The organism is Halobellus sp. H-GB7 (assembly GCF_030848585.1).
GTDB classification, from domain to species: Archaea; Halobacteriota; Halobacteria; order Halobacteriales; family Haloferacaceae; genus Haloquadratum; species Haloquadratum inordinatus.
Genome location: NZ_JAVDDW010000003.1, coordinates 59,215 through 76,970, shown reverse-complemented (window position 1 = coordinate 76,970; position 17,756 = coordinate 59,215). Strand labels below are relative to the sequence as shown.

Annotated in this window: 14 protein-coding genes; 3 read left to right on the top strand and 11 right to left on the bottom strand. The window is 66.4% G+C overall.

Annotated features, from left to right (window positions below; all coding sequences use genetic code 11):
- Positions 1–61 precede the first annotated feature (61 nt).
- Positions 62–1,798, top strand: coding sequence for a histidine kinase N-terminal 7TM domain-containing protein (locus RBH22_RS07265; protein WP_306677021.1), 1,737 nt, complete (start codon positions 62–64; stop codon positions 1,796–1,798).
- Positions 1,799–1,958: 160 nt separating this feature from the next.
- On the opposite strand, the gene RBH22_RS07260 is transcribed toward RBH22_RS07265, so the two are convergent.
- The 4 genes from RBH22_RS07260 to RBH22_RS07245 are packed head-to-tail and all read right to left on the bottom strand — an operon-like array spanning position 1,959 to position 6,115.
- Positions 1,959–2,798: an ABC transporter permease subunit gene (locus tag RBH22_RS07260; RefSeq protein ID WP_306677020.1), complete on the bottom strand. Its 840-nt coding sequence runs from the start codon at positions 2,796–2,798 to the stop codon at positions 1,959–1,961.
- Positions 2,795–3,541 (bottom strand): ABC transporter ATP-binding protein, encoded by a 747-nt coding sequence (locus tag RBH22_RS07255; protein WP_121570150.1) that lies wholly within the window; start codon positions 3,539–3,541, stop codon positions 2,795–2,797. The genes RBH22_RS07260 and RBH22_RS07255 overlap by 4 nt, the downstream gene beginning before the upstream one ends.
- Complete coding sequence (locus RBH22_RS07250; RefSeq protein ID WP_306677019.1) at positions 3,538–5,469, bottom strand: NosD domain-containing protein; 1,932 nt, start codon at positions 5,467–5,469, stop codon at positions 3,538–3,540. The genes RBH22_RS07255 and RBH22_RS07250 overlap by 4 nt, the downstream gene beginning before the upstream one ends.
- Positions 5,470–5,473: 4 nt before the next feature.
- The gene (locus RBH22_RS07245) at positions 5,474–6,115 is read right to left on the bottom strand and encodes a nitrous oxide reductase accessory protein NosL (protein WP_121570148.1); all 642 of its coding nucleotides are present in this window, start codon (positions 6,113–6,115) and stop codon (positions 5,474–5,476) included.
- A gap of 220 nt (positions 6,116–6,335) precedes the next feature.
- Between RBH22_RS07245 and RBH22_RS07240 the strand changes: the two genes are divergently transcribed.
- Complete coding sequence (locus RBH22_RS07240; RefSeq protein ID WP_306677018.1) at positions 6,336–8,933, top strand: heavy metal translocating P-type ATPase; 2,598 nt, start codon at positions 6,336–6,338, stop codon at positions 8,931–8,933.
- A 33-nt stretch (positions 8,934–8,966) separates the two neighbouring features.
- Here RBH22_RS07240 and RBH22_RS07235 read toward each other — a convergent pair whose 3' ends face one another.
- Positions 8,967–9,815 carry a VOC family protein gene (locus RBH22_RS07235; protein ID WP_306677017.1) on the bottom strand — a complete coding sequence of 283 codons (849 nt, stop codon included), beginning with the start codon at positions 9,813–9,815 and terminating at the stop codon, positions 8,967–8,969.
- 147 nt (positions 9,816–9,962) lie between these two features.
- Between RBH22_RS07235 and RBH22_RS07230 the strand changes: the two genes are divergently transcribed.
- Positions 9,963–10,637, top strand: coding sequence for an MBL fold metallo-hydrolase (locus RBH22_RS07230; RefSeq protein ID WP_306677016.1), 675 nt, complete (start codon positions 9,963–9,965; stop codon positions 10,635–10,637).
- 60 nt (positions 10,638–10,697) lie between these two features.
- Here the strand turns inward: RBH22_RS07230 and RBH22_RS07225 are convergent, their stop codons facing one another.
- The 6 genes from RBH22_RS07225 to RBH22_RS07200 form a co-directional block, all read right to left on the bottom strand.
- On the bottom strand, positions 10,698–11,351 hold the full coding sequence (locus RBH22_RS07225) for a cytochrome c biogenesis protein CcdA (RefSeq protein ID WP_306677015.1): 654 nt from the start codon (positions 11,349–11,351) through the stop codon (positions 10,698–10,700).
- Complete coding sequence (locus tag RBH22_RS07220; protein WP_306677014.1) at positions 11,348–11,884, bottom strand: TlpA disulfide reductase family protein; 537 nt, start codon at positions 11,882–11,884, stop codon at positions 11,348–11,350. Before RBH22_RS07220 ends, RBH22_RS07225 begins: the two co-directional genes overlap by 4 nt.
- The gene (locus RBH22_RS07215) at positions 11,881–12,546 is read right to left on the bottom strand and encodes an SCO family protein (RefSeq protein ID WP_121570142.1); all 666 of its coding nucleotides are present in this window, start codon (positions 12,544–12,546) and stop codon (positions 11,881–11,883) included. Before RBH22_RS07215 ends, RBH22_RS07220 begins: the two co-directional genes overlap by 4 nt.
- Positions 12,547–12,649: 103 nt before the next feature.
- Entirely contained in the window at positions 12,650–14,740 is a 2,091-nt protein-coding gene (locus tag RBH22_RS07210) for a beta-galactosidase (RefSeq protein WP_306677013.1), read from the bottom strand.
- Positions 14,737–16,968, bottom strand: a complete 2,232-nt coding sequence (locus RBH22_RS07205; RefSeq protein ID WP_306677012.1) for a glycoside hydrolase family 36 protein — start codon at positions 16,966–16,968, stop codon at positions 14,737–14,739. Before RBH22_RS07205 ends, RBH22_RS07210 begins: the two co-directional genes overlap by 4 nt.
- Positions 16,965–17,753: an SDR family oxidoreductase gene (locus tag RBH22_RS07200; RefSeq protein ID WP_306677230.1), complete on the bottom strand. Its 789-nt coding sequence runs from the start codon at positions 17,751–17,753 to the stop codon at positions 16,965–16,967. The genes RBH22_RS07205 and RBH22_RS07200 overlap by 4 nt, the downstream gene beginning before the upstream one ends.
- Positions 17,754–17,756 lie beyond the last annotated feature (3 nt).

The window sequence follows — 17,756 nt, the reverse complement described above, 5'->3', positions numbered from 1 at the left end:
TCTCTATCAAATCTAGAATAGTGGTTTCATTTTATATGTGTGCCGATAGTTGAACTAACGTATGGATGGTTTTCAATTCCATCTGCCTCTTATTCTCATTGTGTTGGCAACCTCAGTGGGGGTACTGACAACAGTCTATGCCGCGTATTATCTCAACAGATATGAGCGGACTAAACAGGTGGTGACGTTTACTGTCTTAGCAACAACGATAACGATATGGACATTTTTCGCCCTATTACAGTTGACTGCAACTACCTACGGTCAGTCTTATTGGGCGTACAAAATGCTCCACTTCGGGTCGTTCACCACTGCACCTGCGGTGCTCTTGTACGGGCTTTCGATGGGAAATGCACGCAGATGGGTGAATTGGAAGACGACCGCTGTTATCGTATTATTGTTATCACCGGTCTTTGTCTTGTTGTTCACCGATCCGACGCCCGCCCTTTTTGAAAATCCCCATCTTATGTCGTTTGGTGCGTTCTCGGTCATTGACCACGGGAACAGCCTCCTGTATATTTCGTATTTATCCGCGTTCTACATCATCGCGACAATCGGACTCTCCTATATCGTCTACCAGACGTGGTCTGACCAGAGTCTCAGTCCGAGTCAGACTGCGATTCTTGTCTCCGCCATCTTTGCTCCAATGCTGTTGTCCGTCGCACATACGTTCTCACTCCTTCCGTTCGAGACGCCAGGAACGATTTTGACACCTACCTCATTTTCTGTGGGGATGGCAGGAGTTGGCTACGCAGCGTTCCGCTACGAGACCTTCGACACGAAGGCACTAGCTCGCTCCCGAACAATCGAGAATATGCGCGAGGGGTATTTACTTGTCGACACCACTGGGAGAATTATCGATGCCAATCAGAGTGCTCGGTCATTGCTTGGCGTTGAGAGCCCACTTACTGGGATGCAACTCTCCGATCTGATCCCTACAAGAGACGGACAGGTGCTGGGGGAAGTAGAGACCACCCCATCGTTTGAAACGCAGGTCGAGACGGGAACCGAAACACGAACCCTTGAGATCTCTTCCTCTAATTTCACCACTCAGACTGACCAGACACTGGGTACATTATTGGTAATCCAGGATATCACGACACGCAAACAGGCCCAACAGCAATTGGAAGAGCAACGCAACAACCTCGAGTTGCTAAATCAGGTTTTGCGACACGACATCCGGAATGACCTGCAGGTAGTGGCTGGGTATGGCGACCTTCTGACGGACTATGTTGATGAGGACGGAGCTGAATATCTCACCACGCTACGGGAGAGCGCGAACCATTCAGTTGAGTTGACCAAGACAGCACGAGATATGGCCGACGTGATGCTCTCACGGGAGGATGCACAGCCGCAGGGTCAGGTCAACCTCCGCAACACACTTGAGCAGGAACTTGAGAAGATCGAATCTGAGTATCCAGACGCACACATCGTGGTCGAAGGGGCACTGCCCGCAGTGCAGATCCAAGCCAACCAGATGTTAGACTCAGTATTCCGGAATCTCCTGTCGAATGCTGTCCAGCACAACGATAAAGAAGTACCAGAGGTCTCGGTGTCGGCAACGACCCACGATATGAGAGCTGTCGTCCGCATTGCAGACAACGGCCCTGGGGTGCCTGACAGCCAGAAACAAGAAATCTTCGGGGAGGGTGAGAAAGGGCTCGACAGCTCTGGAACGGGGCTTGGCCTTTACCTCGTCCAAGAGCTAGTCACTCACTACGGCGGTGAGGTCTGGGTCGAAGACAATAATCCAGAAGGTGCTGTGTTTGCCGTCGAATTGCCGCTGGCCAATACGTCATAGCACACGAATCGTCCCTTTACAGGCCGCCAAGGCGAATGCCACGGGGATTGACTCCCGGGCAATTCACCAATCAGCACGCTCGCTCTAGTGGTTGCTCCGCATACTCAGGCCGCGAAAGGGACGCCGTAACAGGCGTTCCGTGACGACCGCGTCCGAAAACTCACCAGAGCGCGTAGGCAGCGACAGCGAGAGCAACGACGGTCCAGCCGACGAGTGAGAGCACTCCGACAGCCGGTGCGACCGCGGCGGTCGCCTCGACCGTCGCCGCGTCGAGGACGGTCGCGAAGACGAGTCCGCGATACGCGCCGCCAGGACCGAGTGCGACGGCCGTCGGCAGGCCGCCAACGTCGAGAAAGCCCCGCTGCAGGGCCGCAAGCGCCCCGACGTCAGCGCCGACTGCCAGGACCGCCCAGAGACCGAGCGCCAGGCCGACGGCGCTCTTGGCACTGCGAGCGACTGCAGAGACGGCGAGTGCACCGGCCAGCGCGGCGAGGCCCAGAAGCGTCGCGACGGCGACGAACCGAGCGAACAACAGCGGCGAGTCCGCACCGCGCTGGGCGGCGTAGATCGGCGACGTGCCGTCACCCGAGAGCACGACGAAGACGAGCGCGGGGAGCGCTGCGGCGGCGACGCCGAGCGCGAGGATCACGCCACGGCCGAGAAACGTCCCCAAAACGATCGACGACCGCGACGGTGGGAGCGTGGCGTGAACGGCCAGTTCTCCGCGTTCCCGATCGGAGACGAACACGCGATAGCCGATCGCGAATGCGAGGACGGGGACCAGCAGTTCGACCGGCGTGAGGAGGTCGACGACGGTCGGGACGTAGCCGGACGCGTGGCCGCCGCCGGCCCACGTGAATCCGAGCAGGAGGAGCGAAAAGCCGACGAAGAGGACGAGCGTGCCCCGGTTTCGCGTGACAGTCTTGACCTCGCGACGGGCGATGGCGGCGACGTGGCCCCGGTCGAGGGCGATTGCGCGTAGCGGGTCGACCGCGCTCATACGGGTTCACCACCAGAGGCGCGACCGGGGTCAGCCGTCTCTCGACCGCTCCGAACGGTCGTCTCGCCGTCGACAGCGTCGTCGTAGGCCGTCGCGAACGCCGTTCCCTCGATCGGGAGTGTTCGGTCGGCCTGCAACCGCCCGCGGTCGAGGAGCAGCGCGCGGTCGGCGACGCGCTCTACGGTCGGCAAGTCGTGTGTGGCGACGACGACGCCGCAGTCCTCGCCGGCGAGCGTCGCACAGCTCTCGAAGACCCGTCTGGTCATCGTGCGATCGAGGCCGCTCGTGGGTTCGTCGAGGACGACGAGATCGGGGTCGCCGACGCCCGCGACCGCGACGCCGAGTAAGCGCAACATACCGCCGGAGAGCGCGCCGACGCGTCGGTCGGCGACGTGCGCCAAGCCGACCCGATCGAGCAGTTCCTCGGGCGTCGGCCCGTCACCGACGAGCGCGTCGTAGTACCGGACCGTCTCGCCGACCGTCAGGTCGTCCCGAGGGCGGAACGACTGCGGGAGGTAGCCGACCGCGTGCGTTCCCTCCGTCACCGGATACGCGACCGTGCCGCTCGTCGGGGTCGCGACGCCCGCGAGCGTCCGTAAGAAGGTCGACTTGCCGCCGCCGTTCGGGCCGACGACAGCCGTCACCGATCCCGGATGGATCGACGCGGAGACGCCGGCGAGTGCCGAGACAGGGCCGTACTCGCAGGCGACGTTCGAGGCGGTCACGACTGGGTTGTCCGTCATCTATCGAAGTTCGTGGTCACGAGTGAGTCGTTCATCATACGTTGAGAGTCGTTTCGCGCGCCCGCCAGCAGGTCGGGGTTCACGGGCGTGGCGGCCGGCCGCTGGTCGACAATGCCGCCGCTGCGCATCCCGGGGACGGTGCCGCGAAGTTCGCGGAGGGCGACGAGACCGGGCGACTCCGAGAGGAGACGAGTTCCCGGCGCACCGTACCGTGCGTCGACGGCGCTCGTCGGGCGATACGAGCGATCGACGGCGTCGACTGGGCCGCCCGCCGCTCGCGCCCAGTAGTTCCCGCCCCCGGCGCTCGACCAGACGCGCGTTGCGCCACCGGTTGCATCCGCGGGCCGGTCGTTGTCCACGAAGTCGTTGGCGAGGACGCGGTTGGAGGCGACGATCCCGGTCGCGTCGGCCCCGACGCCGTTCCGCAGGAGGACGTTGTGTTCGTACAGCGAGCGCCGCGTTCCGATCTCCAGGCCGACCTCGTTACCGACGAGTCGGTTTCGCGCGACGTAGGAGTCGCTGCCGGCCGTGACGATCCCCCGACCCGATTCGCGAACGTCGTTGCCGACGAGCGCGTTCCCCGAGGGACGGGTCATCACGACGAGACCAGTGTCGGTGTCGCGGGCGACGTTCTCGGCGAGCAGCGTCCCGGAGGTGAACATCAGGTGCGTCCCGAAGCGGACGTCCCGCATACGGCTGTCACGGACGACGAGGCCGTTCGACCGGTGGGAATAGACGCCGTCGAGCGTCCCGCTGAACGTCGAGTGCTGTACGACCGCCGACGTCGCTTCCATCGCCATCACGCCCATATAGCCCGCGCCGTCGGTCGCGGTTCCGTGAACGGTGACGTCCTCGACGAGCGTCTCGTTCGTCTGCCGGAGCAAGACGCCGTTCGACGGCGTCCGCACCGTGACGTCGGCGACCAGAGCCCCGGAAGTGTTCACGAACGCGACGCCGGCGTCGCCGCGGCCGTACGTCTGCCTGACGTGCGTGTCCCACGCCTCGCTCCCGTTACCGACGTCGATAGTCTCCGTCCCGACCTCTGTCACCGCGAGGCCGACGACGGCGACGCGGTCGCTCGTCACTGTAACGCCGGTCCCGTTCGACCCGGCCGAGACAACGGTTTCTGGGCCCGCCCCGCGGAGCGTTATGGGGTGGTCGATCCGAACGCGTTCTCGATACGTTCCGGGTGGGACGTAGACGGTCGTATTCGGTGGCGCGGCGTCGACGGCGCGCTGGATGCTGGGTGCGTCCTCACCGACGACCTGCGAGACGGGGCGGTCTGCGAGTGACCTGACCTCCGCAGCGGTCCGATTCGCCGCCTGGTCCCTGGATTCGACGGTCTCGGGCCACGAACGTGTGCGAGACGGGCCGTCGATTCGCTCGCGGACGGTCGCCCACGACCAGACTGTCGCGTCGGAACCGACGCGCTCGGCGAACTGCCGGGCGCCCGCCGCGTCGCTGAACGGGACGATGGCACGCCCACGCGACTGCCCGGCCGAATCGGAGCGCTCGGGGACGATCACGTAGTGTGCATCGGCCGCTGTGGTCCACCCCGGGCGGCCCGCAGTGGGGACCGGATACCCGGCGTCGCTCACCGTCGGCGACGTCCCGGCGAAGTCGCTGACGAAGACGCCGAGCGGCGGACCGAACCGCTGAGTGTGGCCCTCGCGACCGAGCGCGGCGACGAGCGAGCCGATACCGTAGTAGCCGACGACCGTCTCGAACTGGGCGTAGGAGACCTGCGCTTTCGGGACGACAGCCCCCGCAGCCTGTGTCTCACGGACAGTCTCCGCCGTCAGACCGGAGCTAGCTGTGGTGCCGAACGAGACGGGCTCGGGGTCGTGGGTCGCGTCCGCCACGAACGCGCCGCCGTACGCGGTCACAAGGAGGAGCACGGCGGCGGCGAGGGCGGCGTCCCGACGCATCAGTTTACTCGAAGAAACTCGCGCGGTACTGCTCGGCGAGGTCGCGGTCGAAGGCGTCGAAGCCGACGACGTCCTCGGCCGTCAAGTCGTCGTACTGCTCGACGTACGCCGTCGCGTCAGCCTCAGTATCGAACGCCAGCGGATTGATCCGCATCGGGTCGTCGACTCGCTCTGAGTCCATCTCCAAGACGTAAGAGGCCGCGAGACCGTCGATCCAGTCGGTGGTGTCGTGGTCGTGGACGAACGCCGCCGCGATCGACGCATCGGCGTACGCCTCCTCGAAGTGCCCCGGATCGGCCGCGAACGACGCCATACAGCCGTTCGAGCAGAAGAATTTCGGCTCGGAGGACTCGTACTGGAGTTGGGCGTTGTAGTCCGGGAACTTCGCGGGCTTCATATTACAGACCGCACAGTTTGCGTCCTCGGGGACTTCGAGCGCGCTGAGTGAGGCTTCGCCGGTCTCGGTCGTCGTCGGTTCCGCGGTCGGCGTCGCCGTGTCCGTCTGCGTCGAGGTGGCCGTCTCAGTCTCCGTCGTCCCGCCGTCGCCGGTGCCGCTACAGCCTGCAAGCGCGAGTGTGAGTACCGCCCCGCCCGCACCGAGCGCGCGGCGACGAGTCAGTCCGTCGTTGTCGTGTGAATCTGACATAGACGAACGTAGCGTCGCTGCCCTGAAAGCCGATGTGGTAGGATCGTCGAAGACCGCCGGACGGAATCCGAGACGCCTATGTCGATGCAGTACCGAAACGAGATATCGAAGCTGCTGTGCAGAAGTGTTAATCCATCTCTTATTTTTTAATAATCACTGTGAATTTTACCCGTGTAAATAGCAGATGAATTAATAAGACGTGGATCCCACCGATCTAGTAATGACAGGTTCGGCGCGCGGCGGCCGGGACGCCGGTCGTCCGAATTCGCAGGACGAAGGCGGCGGACGAGAGGGTGGGGCGTCCGCGGGCAGCGACGGTGCGGCCGCGACGTTCGACGTCCCCGATATGGACTGTCCCTCCTGTGCGGGAAAGGTCAAGCGTAGCGTATCGAAACTCGACGGGATCGAGGACGTAGACCCCCGTATCGCGAGCGGACGCCTCACCGTCACCTACGATGCGGGCGCGACGACCGCAGACGACATCGAAGACCGGATCGAGAAAGCGGGCTACCGCGTCGAAGGACGCAGCGAGGCGACAGTCAGCCTCTCGGTTCCGGGTATGGACTGCGCCTCCTGCGCCGGAAAGGTCGAAAGCGCGCTCGACCGCGTCGAAGGAGTCGAAACACACGAAACCCGACCGACGACCGGGAGCGTGAGCGTCGCCTACGACGAGCGCGCGGTGTCGCCGGACGACCTCGTGAGCGCGGTCGAGGGTGCTGGCTACGAGGTCACTGACGCGAAGGGACAGGGCGGAGATACTGACGGTAGCGTGAGCGGCGACGAGCGCGGTCGAGACTCGATCTGGACGAGTTCACGCGCGGTGAAAACGTGGATCAGCGGCGTCTTCCTGACGATCGGCCTCGCCTTCGAGTTCTTCCTCCCGGGATCGAACGCGCAAGTCGCGAGCGCGCTGGGAACGGAGTTGCTGCTCGCGGACGTGCTCTTTCTCCTGGCCGTCGCCACCGGCGGGCAGGCGATCCTCCGAAACGGCTACTACTCCGCGCGGAACCTGAATCTCGACATCGACTTCCTGATGTCGGTGGCGATCGTCGGCGCGCTGCTGGCGAGTCTGGCGTTCGGCGAGGCGCTGTACTTCGAGGCGGCGACGCTCGCGTTCCTCTTCAGCGTCGCCGAGTTGCTGGAGCGGTACTCGATGGATCGCGCCCGCAACTCGCTCAGAGAACTGATGGACCTCTCGCCGGACGAAGCCACGGTGAAGCGTGGGGACGGCACCGAGACGGTGCCCGTCGAGGCCGTCGAACCCGGCGACGTCGTCGTCGTACGCCCGGGCGAGAAGATCCCGATGGACGGCACGGTAGAGACCGGCGGAAGCGCCGTCAATCAGGCCCCGATCACGGGCGAGAGCGTGCCGGTAGACAAGACCGTCGGCGACGACGTGTACGCCGGGTCGATCAACGAAGACGGCTACCTGGAGATCCGCGTCACGGCGGCGGCGAGCGACAACACGCTCTCGCGCATCGTCGAGATGGTCGAGGACGCCCAGTCGAAGAAGACCGAGCGCGAGCAGTTCGTCGAGCGCTTCTCGGCGTACTACACTCCGGTCGTGGTCGCGTTCGCGGTCGTCGTCACGCTCGGGACGCCGTTCGTCTTCGGCGTCGGCTGGCCGACGGCCGTCGTCTACGGCCTGACGCTGCTCGTACTCGCCTGTCCCTGTGCGTTCGTCATCTCGACGCCTGTCTCCGTCGTGTCTGGAATCACGAGCGCGGCGAAAAACGGCGTGCTCATCAAGGGCGGGTCACACCTCGAAGCGATGGGCGCGGTCGACGTCGTCGCGTTCGACAAGACGGGGACGCTCACGAGCGGCGAACTCACCGTCACCGACGTCGTCCCGCTGAACGGGAACTCCGAGGCGGAGGTCCTCCGGTGCGCTCGCGGACTCGAAGAGCGCAGCGAACACCCGGTCGGGGAAGCCATCGTCGCCGCAGCGAACTCGGCTGGCGTCGACGGGCGCACGGTCGACGACTTCGAGAGTCTCACTGGAAAAGGCGTCCGCGCGACGCTCGACGGAACGCCCCACATCGCCGGCAAACCGGGGCTGTTCGAGGAACTCGGCTTCGACCTCGAACACGTCCACGCGACCACGGACGGCGGCGTCGTGACCCAGACGGCCCAGGAGATCTGCGAGCGCAACGACTGCGTCGACCTCCTCCACGGCACCGTCCCCGAACTCCAGTCTGAAGGAAAGACCGTCGTTCTCGTCGGAACAGCGGACGAACTGGAGGGGGTCATCGCCGTTGCCGACGAGGTCCGACCCGAAGCCGAGCGCGCCGTCGCCCGACTGAAAGAACTCGGCGTCTCACGGACGGTGATGCTGACCGGCGACAACGAGCGGACTGCGCGCGCGATCGCCGAGCGGGTCGGCGTCGACGAGTACCGCGCCGAACTCCTGCCCGAGGAGAAGGTGGATTCGGTCCGGGAACTCATCGACACCTCCGAGGACGGCGGCGTCGCGATGATCGGCGACGGCATCAACGACGCGCCGGCGCTGGCGACGGCCACGGTGGGAATCGCGATGGGCGCAGCGGGGACGGACACGGCGCTAGAAACCGCCGACATCGCGCTGATGGCCGACGACCTCGCGAAACTTCCGTACCTCTACGAACTCGCGAACGACGCGAACGGCGTCATTCGACAGAACATCTGGGCCAGCCTCGGCATCAAGGCGCTCCTGGCGGTCGCCGTGCCGTTCGGCTACGTTCCGATCTGGTTGGCAGTGCTGGCGGGCGACGCCGGGATGACTGTCGGCGTGACCAGCAACGCGATGCGGCTCGCGCGGTTGCGGCCCGAGGGCGAGTAAGATGCTCCCTGGCGGCGAACACCGCTCGGATCGCTATTCCACGCGGAGACGGATGCCGATCCCATCAGTGTCGGCGATTTCGACACCGTCAGAGCGGTCGGTGACGGCGACACCTGCGTCCGCGAGACGCTCTCGAAGGGCCGCAAGCGCGTCACTACTCGGAACCACGATCTCGAACCACGCCAGTCCGCGGCCGCCCGCTGGCTCGGACCGTCCGTTCCACGTGTTGATCCCGACGTGGTGGTGGTAGTCGCCGGCGGCGAGAAAGAGCGCGGCGTCGCTGTCGATCTGGACGCCGAGGCCGAGCGTCTCGACGTAGAACTCGCGGGCGGCCGAGAGTGACGTTGTCTCCAGGTGCACGTGGCCGAGATCGGTTCCGGCGGGTGCGTCCGCAGCGCTGTCGGACTGGGTGACGATGGCGTCGACGTCGAGAGGCAGCGTCGACATCTCGACCGTACCGTCGTCCGAACGCGGCCACTCCTCGCGCGGACGGTCACAGTAGATTTCGACCCCGTTGCCGTCCGGATCACTGAGGTAGAGCGCCTCGCTCACCAGATGATCCGACGCGCCCTCCAGCGTCCAGTGGTCGCGGACCCGTTCGAGAGCCGCACCCAGCGCTGTGCGCGATGGGACTCTGAACGCGGTGTGAAAGAGGCCGGCCTGCCGGTCAGTTCGCGGCGCGGCGTCGGCGTCGCGGAGCAACACCAAAAGCGGCGTGTCGTCGGCGCCGAGGGTTGCGCGCGTCTCGCCGCGGGACTGGACGGAGAGACCGACGACTGTCCGATAGAACTCGATCATCTCGTCGAGGTCGGCGACGCGAAGTGCGGATCGGCCGAGTCGGGTCGCGTCCGGGAGAGGTGTGGGTGAGGCGGTGTTCGTCATTCGGTATCAGTACGTCGAAGATGTGGCGCTTGAAGCGTTTCGGTGTCGGCGACACCACCCGAGAAGTTTCGTGCCGGGACGAGCGATACGTGCAACCGCGTGCGCCGTCACACCAGCGTTCAAACCATCAGGGGGCCTACACCGAGTATGGCGACGCAGTTGACCGACGACGTGTGGCAGTTCGCGTTGCGCGGCGTCAACGCATATCTCGTCTTCGACGACGTGCCCACGCTGGTGGACGCGGGGACGCCCTTAGACGGGTCCGCGATCCAGAACGGACTCGATTCGGCTGGCGTCGAGGTGAGCGATATCGAACGAGTGCTACTCACCCACTACGACCTCGACCACATCGGGGCGCTCGCCGCGTTGACGCCGGAGTTAGACGCGACTGTGCACGCGGGACCGTTCGACGCAGACATTCTGACGAACCGGCGGTCGCCGCCCGTCACGAATCACAAGGGCGCGTTCCAGCGGCTCGCCAGCGTTTTCACGACCCATCCGTCACTCGACGTCGCCGCCGTCGACGACGGCGAGGAGGTCGGGACGTTCACCGCCTACCACACGCCCGGTCACACGCCGGGACACGTGGCGTACGTGAGCACCGAGCTCGACGTGGGATTGCTCGGCGATCTGGTCGCGGAATCCGACGGCGCGCTCGAAGCGTCCGGCTGGGCGATGAGTTACGACACGGCCCAGGTCCGCGAGAGCATCCGACGGCTTGCAGCGGACGCACCGCCGTTCGAGGTCGCGTGTATGGGACACGGAACGCCGCTCCGGAACGGCGGCAGCGACGCGCTCGAGGCGCTCGCACAGCGGTTGTGAGTTCCGAAGCAAGACGTCACGGTGTGAGACACGAAGTGAGAAGTGGCGTGACCGCCAACTTCAGAGCACGTCGAGGACGACGATAGAGAGGTACAACTGCCCGAGACCGGCAAGGACGAGGAGTACCCCGGCGGCCTGCTTCAGATAGCCCGCGTACCGGCCCGCCCCGCGCCAGGCGGTCACGCCGGCGTCGGTGAGCAGCGTCACGCCGACGAGCGGGATCGAGACGCCCCCGGCGTAGGCTCCGAGGACGACGAGGCCGCGCGCGGGTGAGAGTGCCGACGCCTGCGCGATCACGCCGAGGAACAGCGGAACGACGCACCCCGCCGCGGCGACCGCGTAGACCGCACCGAAAACACCGAATCCGAGCAGCGATTCCGGGCGCTTCGGGAGTGGGATCGTCGGCGGCGTCCACCCCGAAAGGACCAACAGACCGAAGACGACCAGCATCGCGCCGATCAGCGGTTCGAACAGCGGCAACAACGAGGTGAGTCGCTGGCCGAGGGCGAACGCGAGCGACGCGATAACGCCGAGCGCGACGATTGCGCCCGCAGCGGCCGCGAGTCCCGAGACGAGCCCGGGCGTGTCGTCGTTCCGGCGGACGTAGTACCCGACGTATCCGGGCAGCAGCGGGAAGGCACAGGGCGCGAAGAACGTCGTCACGCCCGTGCCGGCGGCGAACGCAACGGTTCCGAGGAAGGCAGCCGACGTCACGTCTCTGCGAGGACGGCGTCGAGTTCGGTTCGGAGGTCCGGTGCGCGGGTCAGACCGGCGTCCTGCCAGCGAATGGTGCCTGTGGCGTCGGTGACGACGAGATACGGGATCCCGCCGGCACCGAGTGCCGCCATCAGGTCACTGTCGGGGTCGAGAGCGACGGTCCACTCGCCGTGGTGTCGTCGCCACCACGCCCGGATATCGTCGGCCGACAGTGTCCCGCCGATCCGCTCGTTGGTGACGGAGACGAACGCGACGCTGTCGCCGTACTCCTCGTAGACGGTCGAGAGTTCGTTCATCTGCTCTTTACAGGGCGCACACCACGTCGCGAACAGGTCGATTACCGTCGGCGTCTCGGGGACGGGAATCGCCGTCTCGCCGGCCTCTGATCCGCGAGCGTCGAGCGTCTCGAGGCGCATCGGGAGCCCCGACTCGTCGCCGCCTGTGCCCGGCAGGTCGCCGCGGAGCGCCGCGACGCTGGCTCCCGTGAGCCCGAGCCCGCCGAGCGCGGTCAGGAGCTGTCGGCGGTTCATCGGTTTCTGACGGTTTCGAGGTCGTCGATGATCTGTTCGGGGTCCGGCGAGTCGGTTCGGTAGGCCCGCTCGACGTAGCCGTCGCTGTTCACGAGGTAGGTCATCGCCGAGTGCGCGAACATATACATATCCATATTATCGGGGTGTGTCCGCTGGAAGTTCACGCCGAACTGCTCCTGCACCACGGCTTTCGCCCGCGCTTTCGACTCGGGCCTGAGGAAGTGCCAGTTGCCAGCGTCGAGCGCGACGTTCATCTCCTCGCCGTAGGTTCGGAGGCGTTCTGCGTCGTCACGCTGCGGGTCGAACGTCACCGGGAAGAACGCGACTGCGTCGGCGTACTCCTGTTCGAGAGAGTGCGCCTGGACGTTCCGCATCGACTGGATCAACACCGGACAGACCGTGTTGCAGTGGCTGTAGAAGAACGTCAGCAGTTGAGGTTTCCCGACGGACCGAACGGAAACTTCGCCACCGTCGATTGGGTTCGGAAGCGTCGCGTCCGGGATGCGCTGCCCCCACGCAGGGTACGGGAGTTCCTCGCTCGTGTACTCGCGGTCCGGTTCAGGCAGGGCGACGTCGGGGTTCGAGTCCCCCAATCCGAGACAGCCCGCTGTGCCAAGCACGCCGGCGGTGGCCGCGCCGCGAAGGTAGGTCCGTCGCTGCATACTGATTGTCGTATCTCAGCGATACGGAGGCATAAGGCGAGTGGTCGTTCTCCGGCGCTGAAAACGGAGGGCTCGGGCTCCCGAGGAGGGCCGTGCGCGGCCGCTACTGGACCGACAGTTCGGTCACTGCAGCACCGACGACGCCGACGCCGTAGCCGGGGATCGACGCATCGCCGACCTGCCATTCGGCGTCGTCGGGGGCGTCCACCTCGATGGGGTCGCCGCCGAAGTTGAGCACCCACGTGTGGCCGTCGCGCTCGGCGGCGCGGACAGTCTCCGGGAGCCGGTCGCTGTAAGCGACGCCGCCGCGGTCGAGGAGGTCGGTGACGAGCGCGTCCGCCAGATCCGACTCGGGCCAGACGCCGCAGTAGGTGACCGAGCCGTCGCCGACGACGTGGTCGAGTACGGCTGGACGCCCACCGGCCGTTCCGGAGGTGTACTCACCGACCGCATCCGCTGTCTCCGGGCGGAGCCACTCGGCCCACGTCCGGTAGTCGTACGCGTCGCCGCGGTAGGTCAGCGTGGTGTCGACCGACTCGGGGAGACTCTCGTGTTGGTCGACGTGGCCGCCGACGAGCGACGCGAGCGGACCGGGTGCGAGGTCGGACTGGAGTCGGTTGCCCGGCAGTTTGTACCCCGAGCGCGGCCCCAGAAGCAGGTGTCCGCCGTCGTCGACGTACGATTCGAGTCGGGCCGCAAGCGACTCGTCCGCGAGGTGGAGCGTCGGGGCGACGACGGCCTCGTAGCCGTCGAGGTCAGTCGCGGCCTCGACGACGTCGACCTGTACGCCTCGCGCTCGGAGGGCGCGGTAGAACGCGCCGACGAGCCCCCAGTAGTCGAAGTCGGGGGCGTGGGGTTGCTCGGCGAGCGCCCACAGGTCGTCGTAGGAGAACGTGAGTGCCACGGGCGCGTCGACACCGTCGAGGTCGCCGAGCGACTCGAACTCCGTGGCCGCGCGGGTGGCGTCCTCGTAGCCCCGATCGGGCGAGCCGTCGTGTTTCCGCAGGCCGGCGTGGTACTGCTCTTGGCCCTGCCGACAGCGACGCCACCGGAAGTACGAGACGACGTTCGCGCCGTGGGCGACCGCTTGGTGGGCCCACAGGCGCATCGCGCCCTCGCCGGGTTGCGGGCAGCGCGGCGGCCAGTTGACGTCGCCGGGCTGTTGTTCCATCACCCAGAAGCCGGCCGGGCCGCGGTAGAGGTCGTGGTTGAGGCTCACCTGGTCGGGGTCGCCCGCGCGGAGGCGGTCCTCGGTGACTGATTCGGTATTTCGGTCCTGTGCGAAGCCAGTCGGATAGGAGTCCCAGGTGGCGAAATCTAGCGATTCAGAGACGCTGAAGGCGTCGAGGGTGTCGAAGTGACCCATAAAGTTGTGCGTCACGAACCACTCGTCGTTCGCCTCACGGAGGACGTCCGCCTGCATCTCGTTGTAGTCGACGACGCTCGCGTTGGCGAAGCGCGCGTAGTCGAGCAGTCGCGAGGGGTGGTGTTCGGCCGCGGTGTGTCGCGGCGGCTGGAGTGCTGCGAAGGAGCCGTACTGCTGGCTCCAGAAGGTCGTGCCCCACGTCTCGTTGAGGTCGTCGACGCTCTCGTAGCGGTCGCGACACCACTCGCGGAACGCCGCGGCGCAGTCGTCGCAGTAGCAGCGGACGGTGTGGTGACAGCCGTACTCGTTGTCAGTCTGCCAGCCGACCACCGCGTCGACGTCCGCATAGTGCTCGGCCATCCGCCGAGCGACCCGTTTGCTCTCCTCGCGATACACCGGCGAGTTGAAGCAGTAGTGACGGCGACTGCCGAACTCGCGGGTCGTCCCGTCGGGCTCTTCCTGCAGGATCTCGGGATACTCGTCGATCAGCCACTTCGGCGGCGTCGCCGTCGGCGTACAGAGGACGACATCGATGCCGGCGTCGCCGAGCAGCGAGACGGCGGTGTCGAGCCACTCGAAGTCGAACGCGCCGCGTTCGGGTTCGAGCCGCCCCCACGAGAACTCGGCCATCCGCACGACTTCGATGCCGGCCTCGGCCATCTGTTCGACGTCCGTCTCCCAGCGCTCGCGCGGCCAGTGCTCCGGGAAGTAACAGACGCCGATGCGGGGCGTCGCCGTCGCCGACGCGTCCGACGCAGTGAGTGCGGGTGTCGGGCGGGCGGCCTCGTCGCTGTGCTCCTCGGAATCTCCGTCTGTGTCGTCAGTCATTCTCGTGTCTCGAATTCGAACTCGTTTGTGCCCGGTGCGGCGGTGAATGTGATGGTATCGACGCCGCCAGCGGCGCCGGCGCTGGTGCGCTCACTGTCGGAGTCGTTCCGGTCGGACTCACACAGTCGCCACGGCTCCGGTACAGCAACGACCAACTCCATCGGCCTGTCGGCGTCGAGCCGCACCGACAGCGTGCCGTCGGCCCAGGTGACGTCGGTCACTTGCGATCCGGCGTTCGCGAGGTGATCCGCGCCGACGACCGTCGGGCGAGGATCGGTTGGGGCAGCCGTACAGTGGACGAGCAGGCAGCCGTGCGGGGCGACCTCGCGCTCGACTGGCCCACGGGCGAGACCGTTCGGCGAGTCGGTCGGTCCAAGCGCCGTCCAGGTGAACGCCGGTCGGTCCGAGTCCTGTGAGTCACCGGAATCGACGTACGCTGAAGGGTCGACGCGAACCCGACGCGGCTCGTCGCTCCAGTTGAACGCCGCGACGGCGACCGCCCCGTCAGCGGGGCGCTCGCAGACGACGCGGTCGGGGAACTCACCGTCGCCGACGCCGTGGACGCGGCCGTCCTCGACTGGTGGGAGCGTGCGCTCGAACAGCCGCCGGCCTGCGTCGTCGATCTCCGCGACGGCGTCGCTGAGGAAGTTCGACCCGCCCGTGAGTGCGACGAGCGCGGCGAAGGATTCCTGTTCGGGAACGGTGAGTTCCGTGGTTTCGCGCACGAGCTGGCAGTCGGGATCGTTCACCCACAGCCGGCGGTGACAGAACTGCCGATTGAGGACGTTGCGGACGGCGTTCTCGTGGGCGGGTTGGCTCGCGCTGTCGCCCTCGCGCCGCCAGTAGGGCGCGGTGTCCGGCCCGATCCGCATCGCGTCGGCGAGGCCGACGCTGGGGAAGCCGGGTGCCCCGCAGCCGAGGATGAAGGCGTCGCCGACGGCCTCGCGAATCGTCCCCAGACCGTGCCGATACGCTTCGGCTCGCGTCACGTCGCCGTGTCTGTCGCCGGGAAGGGCCGCGGCGTAGAGGAAGTCGAGTTTGAGGTACTCGAAGCCCCACTCTTCGACGACGGTCGCGAAGGTCTCGCGGAGCCAGGCGGTCACCTCGGGGTGCGTCGTATCCAGTGCGTACATCGGGCCGTGGCGCGCGCCGGCGTCGACGGGGTCACCCTCGTCGGTCAGCAGCCACTCGGGATGTTCGCGTGCCAGTCGTGAGTCGGCCTGGACGTAGAACGGTGCGAGCCACAGTCCGGGTTCGTAGCCCGCGGCCGCGACGTCGTCGCGCAGGTCGCGCATCGACTCGAAGCCGTCGGCGAGCGTCCGCCAGTCGCCGAAGGCGGTCTCGTAGCCGTCGTCGAGTTGGACGACGTCGAGGTCGACGTCCCACTCGTCGAGGTCCGCGACGTTCGTTCGGACGTCGTCTGCAGTCACGTCGGTGAAATAGTGGTACCACGAGCACCAGCCAGTGGGTACCGTCTCGGGGACGCGCGCGTCCATCCGCTCGCCGACGTCGGCCGCGAGCGATTCGAGCCCCGCCGAGAGCGACTGACCCGCGTCGATCCGGAGCGTCGCACTCTCGCGTCGCTCACCGGGGCGGATCGCGACCCCGTCTAGCGGGCAGAGCGCCGTGAGCGCAGTCTGGTCTGCGTCGCGGTCGGCGCAAAGGTCGAACCGCGTCAGCGACGCGTCGTGATCGAGGAAGCCGAGCGTCAGCGTCCCCGGATCGCCAGTCAGCGCCGTGACGGCGTGGCTCGTCAGCGCGTCGTCCGGCGCGGCGAGATCGACCATTTGCGGGCGGCTCTTTGGAGTCTCCGCGGGGAACCGCTCGTCGATCCGGAGCGTCGCCGTCGGCGACCACGACTGGTAGCCGTGGACGAAAACGCGGTCGGCGGGGCCGAACGGAACGGTCCCGTCGAGCACCTCGATCGCGTCGAGGCGAACGGGCTCTCTCGTGCGGTTCTCGACCGCGACAGTCAGGTCGATAGCATCGCCGCCGTGATCGCCACGATCTCGATCCGCGGCTTCGACCGACACGTCGACGACGAGTCCATCGCGGTCGCCGTCGCTGTGGGCGTCCTCGTTGTCGGCGAGTCGGATCCCGAGGGACCCCGAAAAGAGCGTTTTCGGAGTTACGTCCGAATCCAGGGCATCGGCACCAGCTTCGATCGTGAGCCGACCAGTGTCGGGATCGTACGCGACCGCGGAGTGTCCGAGGTCGACCCGCGTCACTCCTGTCCCTCCCGGCGAGCGCGATAATCAGGTAACGTATTGTCCTGCATCACGGCCGTGCGACCGCCGTCGACCAAGAGGTTCGCGCCGGTGACGAAGCCGGCCTCCTCGCTCGCGAGGAACGCCACCGCGGCGGCGACGTCTTCGGGTGTACCGATTCGGCCCACGGGGTGGATCGACTCGATCTCGCGGCGGTCGGCGTCGTCCATCTCCGCGAGCGTCCGCTCGATGGCGACCCAACCGGGGTTGACGGTGTTGACCCGGATGTGCGGGCCGAGATCGAGCGCCATCGCGCGCGTCATTCCGTTAATGCCCGCTTTCACGGCGTTGTACGGGAACATCCCGGGCATCGTCAGGAACGCGTGATTCGAGGAGGTGTTGACGATCGCTCCCTCGTCCATCCGCGCGGCCGCTTCCTTGGCACACAGCCAGAACGACCGGAAGTCCGTCTCGACGACGAACTCCCAGTCCTCGCGCGTCGCCTCCGTGACGCCGGTGTTCGTCTCGACGCCGGCGTTGTTCACGAGCACGTCGAGGCCGCCGTAGGTGTCGACCGTCGCATCGAACAGCGCGGCGATGTCGTCGGGGTCGCGCATATCGGCGCGGACGAACGCCGCCTCGCCGCCGTCGGCCTCGATTTCGGCGACCGTCGCCTCGCCGGCGTCACGGGTGCGGCCCGTGACGACGACCTTCGCGCCTTCGCTGGCGAGTCGCTTCGCGACGCCCGCGCCGATGCCGCGGGTCGAGCCAGTGACGACGGCGACGCGGTCGGTGAATCGTTCCATCCC

What these genes read in the sequence shown, in the direction of transcription:
- RBH22_RS07265 (WP_306677021.1), top strand. Translation starts at nt 62, where the DNA reads ATGGATGGTTTTCAATTCCATCTGCCTCTTATTCTCATTGTGTTGGCA.
- RBH22_RS07260 (WP_306677020.1), bottom strand. Translation starts at nt 2,798, where the DNA reads ATGAGCGCGGTCGACCCGCTACGCGCAATCGCCCTCGACCGGGGCCAC.
- RBH22_RS07255 (WP_121570150.1), bottom strand. Translation starts at nt 3,541, where the DNA reads ATGACGGACAACCCAGTCGTGACCGCCTCGAACGTCGCCTGCGAGTAC.
- RBH22_RS07250 (WP_306677019.1), bottom strand. Translation starts at nt 5,469, where the DNA reads ATGCGTCGGGACGCCGCCCTCGCCGCCGCCGTGCTCCTCCTTGTGACC.
- RBH22_RS07245 (WP_121570148.1), bottom strand. Translation starts at nt 6,115, where the DNA reads ATGTCAGATTCACACGACAACGACGGACTGACTCGTCGCCGCGCGCTC.
- RBH22_RS07240 (WP_306677018.1), top strand. Translation starts at nt 6,336, where the DNA reads ATGACAGGTTCGGCGCGCGGCGGCCGGGACGCCGGTCGTCCGAATTCG.
- RBH22_RS07235 (WP_306677017.1), bottom strand. Translation starts at nt 9,815, where the DNA reads ATGACGAACACCGCCTCACCCACACCTCTCCCGGACGCGACCCGACTC.
- RBH22_RS07230 (WP_306677016.1), top strand. Translation starts at nt 9,963, where the DNA reads ATGGCGACGCAGTTGACCGACGACGTGTGGCAGTTCGCGTTGCGCGGC.
- RBH22_RS07220 (WP_306677014.1), bottom strand. Translation starts at nt 11,884, where the DNA reads ATGAACCGCCGACAGCTCCTGACCGCGCTCGGCGGGCTCGGGCTCACG.
- RBH22_RS07215 (WP_121570142.1), bottom strand. Translation starts at nt 12,546, where the DNA reads ATGCAGCGACGGACCTACCTTCGCGGCGCGGCCACCGCCGGCGTGCTT.
- RBH22_RS07210 (WP_306677013.1), bottom strand. Translation starts at nt 14,740, where the DNA reads ATGACTGACGACACAGACGGAGATTCCGAGGAGCACAGCGACGAGGCC.
- RBH22_RS07200 (WP_306677230.1), bottom strand. Translation starts at nt 17,753, where the DNA reads ATGGAACGATTCACCGACCGCGTCGCCGTCGTCACTGGCTCGACCCGC.